The organism is Actibacterium sp., assembly GCF_041584535.1.
Lineage (GTDB): Bacteria > Pseudomonadota > Alphaproteobacteria > Rhodobacterales > Rhodobacteraceae > Actibacterium_D.
The window spans coordinates 1-3,309 of sequence record NZ_JBFHDW010000286.1; the positions used below are offsets into that span (position 1 = coordinate 1).

Here is a 3,309-nt window from a genome sequence, read left to right on the forward strand (position 1 = left end):
GCGGTGTCATACCCAGCCCCACCCCCGGCGGCGTGCCGGTGGCGATGATATCGCCGGGTTGCAGGCTCATCATCTGGCTGAGATAGCTGATCACCTCGGCCACGGGGAACACCATCTTGTCGGTATTGCCCTGCTGTTTGGTCACGCCGTTGACCGACAGGCTAAGCGTCAGGTTCTGCGGATCGCCGACCTCGTCCGGGGTGACAAGCCACGGGCCGCAGGGACCAAAGGTGTCACAGCTTTTGCCCTTGGTCCATTGGCCGCCGCGCTCGACCTGAAAGTGCCGCTCGGACACGTCGTTAAAGGCCATATAGCCCGCGACATAGTCCAGCGCCTGATCCGGGGTGACGTATTTACAAGGCTTGCCGATCACCACAGCCAACTCGACCTCCCAATCGGTTTTTTCCGAGCCACGCGGCAGCACGATCGGATCGTTCGGCCCGACCAGCGCCGAGGTGGCCTTCATGAACACGATCGGTTCCTTTGGCACCGCCATGCCGGCTTCGGCGGCGTGGTCGGAATAATTCAGCCCGATGCACACGCATTTGCCGACCCGCCCGACCGGCACGCCCAGACGCGGATTGCCGCGCACTTCGGGCATGCCTTCGGGGCCGAAATCGGCCAGATGCGACAGCACGGTGCCGGACAGATCCTCCATTTCCGAGGACAGGTCACGCAGCACGCCCTGATCGTCGATAACGCCGGGCCGTTCAGCCCCAAACGGTCCAAAACGCACGAATTTCATGACAGCCTCCCCGAATGCCCTGCCCCGAACTAAAGGCCGCAGGGCGGCACGGGTCAAGCAGGCAAAAGCGTCTTGAACCCGCCCTGCCCCCGTGCCTATGTCTAGCGGGAACAGGAAAAAGAGGTTCCCACCATGCGCATCTGCCAGCCACAGCCCACCTTTGACGCCAATGCCAGCGCGGGGGGCGGTCTTGGCAAACTGCCGGAATGGGATCTGAGCGATCTTTACACCGGGCAGGACGCGCCCGAGCTGGACAAGGACATGGCGTGGCTGGAAAAAGCCTGCGCCGATTTCGCTGCCGATTACGAGGGCATGCTGGCCAGCCTGTCAGCCGAGGATTTCCTGACCTGCGTGCAACGTTACGAGCGGATCGACGTCGTCGGCGGGCGGATCATGTCCTTTGCCGGGCTGCGCTATTACCAGAACACCATGGACTCTGAGCGGGCCAAGTTTTTCTCGGACTGTCAGGACCGGATCACCACCTTCACCACGCCGCTGGTGTTCTACACGCTGGAAATCAACCGCCTGCCCGATGACCACATGGCGGCGCTGTTCAATGCCAATGCCGATCTGGCGCGGTATAAGCCGGTCTTTGACCGCCTGCGCGCGATGCGGCCTTACCAGCTGTCGGACGAGCTTGAGAAATTCCTGCACGACCAGTCGGTCGTCGGCGCGGCGGCATGGAACAAGCTGTTCGATGAAACCATTGCCGGGCTGGAATTCACCGTCGATGGCGAAGACCTGAACATCGAAGGCACGCTGAACCTGCTGACCGACACCGACCGCGCCAAGCGCGAGGCGGCGGCGCGGGAACTGGCGCGGGTGTTCGACGACAATGTGAAAATCTTTGCCCGCGTCCACAACACGCTGGCCAAGGAAAAAGAGGTCGAGGACCGCTGGCGCAAGATGCCGAGCCCGCAAACCGGGCGGCACCTGTCCAACCACGTCGAACCCGAGGTGGTCGAGGCCCTGCGCAACGCCGTGGTCGCCGCCTATCCCAAGCTCAGCCACCGCTATTACGCGCTAAAGGCCAAGTGGATGGGTCTGGACACGCTTGAGGTCTGGGACCGCAACGCCCCGCTGCCGATCGACGCGCCCAAGATCGTCGACTGGGCCACCGCCCGCAAGACGGTGCTGGACGCCTATGCCGATTTCTCGCCCGAGATGGCCAAGATCGCCGAGCCGTTCTTTGACAAGGGCTGGATTGATGCCGGGGTGAAACCGGGCAAGGCACCGGGCGCGTTTGCCCATCCGACGGTGGTCGATGTGCATCCCTATGTGATGCTGAACTATCTGGGCAAACCGCGCGACGTGATGACCTTGGCCCACGAACTGGGCCACGGCGTGCATCAGGTGCTGGCCGCCGGTCAGGGCGAGTTGCTGGCCTCAACCCCGCTGACGCTGGCCGAAACCGCATCGGTCTTTGGCGAGATGCTGACCTTCCGCAAATTGCTGGACAACGCCAAGACCCAGACCGAGCGCAAGACCCTGCTGGCCGGCAAGGTCGAGGACATGATCAACACCGTGGTCCGGCAGATCGCCTTCTATGACTTTGAATGCAAGCTGCACGACGCCCGCCGTCAGGGCGAACTGACCCCCGACGACATCAACGCCCTGTGGATGAGCGTTCAGGCGCAAAGCCTTGGGCCGGTGTTCAATTTCATGGACGGGTATGAAACCTTCTGGGCCTATATCCCGCATTTCGTCCACTCGCCGTTCTACGTCTACGCCTATGCCTTCGGTGACGGGCTGGTGAACGCGCTTTACGCGGTCTATCAGGAAAGCGGCGCGGATTTTCAGGACAAGTATTTCGAGATGCTCAAGGCCGGTGGCTCGAAACACCACAAGGACCTGCTGGCGCCGTTCGGTCTGGACGCCTCGGACCCTAAATTCTGGGACAAGGGCCTGAGCATGATCTCAGGCCTGATCGACGAGTTGGAGGCGATGGAGGAGTAAGCCCGCGGCTTACTCCCATTTCGACCACGGAAACGGCTTGTCCTCGGTCGCGCCTGATTGAAAGCGCGCGGTCGCGGCCAGCCAGTTGCCCAGCTTTTCGCCAAAGCCCGCAATATGCTGGTTCTTTTGCTTTGCGAACAAAAGCCAGCCGAATTGCAGCACCGCGCAGGCCACCAACAGCCCTTGCGCCAGCGAAAACAGCGCCACGAGGATCAGCATCCACAATCCGCGCAGCCAGACGTCCTTGCGGCTGTCGTCCGGGGTCGTGTCGGCAGGTGTGGTGGTTTCTTCAGTCATTTCGTGTTCTCCTGAACAGATCAGAATGCTGCCACATCGGCAAAATGCGCGGGCAGATCCCCAACCGGGATTTTCAACAAGTCCTTATCCATATCCGCACTCAGCGCCTTGGCCATCGGACCATCAAGCCGGTCGCGCAGCGCGCCCAACATACGCGGTGCGGCGCTGATCACCAGACGATCAAAGCCGTTTTGCGACCAGATTTCCGACGCGGACGCAACGACAGCATCGGCGAAATGGGCGCGGCCCTGTTCCCGCAGGCCGGTTTCGGGGTCAAAGCCGTGGCGCGCAGTGTTGCCCGCCGATTGCGA

The 3,309-nt window shown here is 62.0% G+C and carries 4 protein-coding genes; 1 reads left to right on the plus strand and 3 read right to left on the minus strand.

Annotated features, from left to right (window positions below):
* Nucleotides 1-745: fumarylacetoacetate hydrolase family protein (locus ABYW26_RS12390; protein WP_372605210.1), on the minus strand; the 745-nt coding region annotated here is incomplete at its 3' end.
* A gap of 132 nt (nt 746-877) precedes the next feature.
* Here ABYW26_RS12390 and ABYW26_RS12395 point away from each other — a divergent pair.
* Complete coding sequence (locus ABYW26_RS12395; protein WP_372605211.1) at nt 878-2,701, plus strand: M3 family oligoendopeptidase; 1,824 nt, start codon at nt 878-880, stop codon at nt 2,699-2,701.
* Between the two features lie 9 nt (nt 2,702-2,710).
* Here ABYW26_RS12395 and ABYW26_RS12400 read toward each other — a convergent pair whose 3' ends face one another.
* Both ABYW26_RS12400 and ABYW26_RS12405 read right to left on the minus strand, forming a co-directional pair.
* Nucleotides 2,711-2,998: a DUF4389 domain-containing protein gene (locus ABYW26_RS12400; RefSeq protein ID WP_372605212.1), complete on the minus strand. Its 288-nt coding sequence runs from the start codon at nt 2,996-2,998 to the stop codon at nt 2,711-2,713.
* A gap of 20 nt (nt 2,999-3,018) precedes the next feature.
* A partial coding sequence (locus ABYW26_RS12405; RefSeq protein ID WP_372605213.1) for a host attachment protein occupies nt 3,019-3,309 on the minus strand: 291 nt, incomplete at its 5' end.

Coding starts and splice junctions, on each gene's coding strand:
- ABYW26_RS12395 (WP_372605211.1), top strand. CDS start 878: ATGCGCATCTGCCAGCCACAGCCCACCTTTGACGCCAATGCCAGCGCG.
- ABYW26_RS12400 (WP_372605212.1), bottom strand. CDS start 2,998: ATGACTGAAGAAACCACCACACCTGCCGACACGACCCCGGACGACAGC.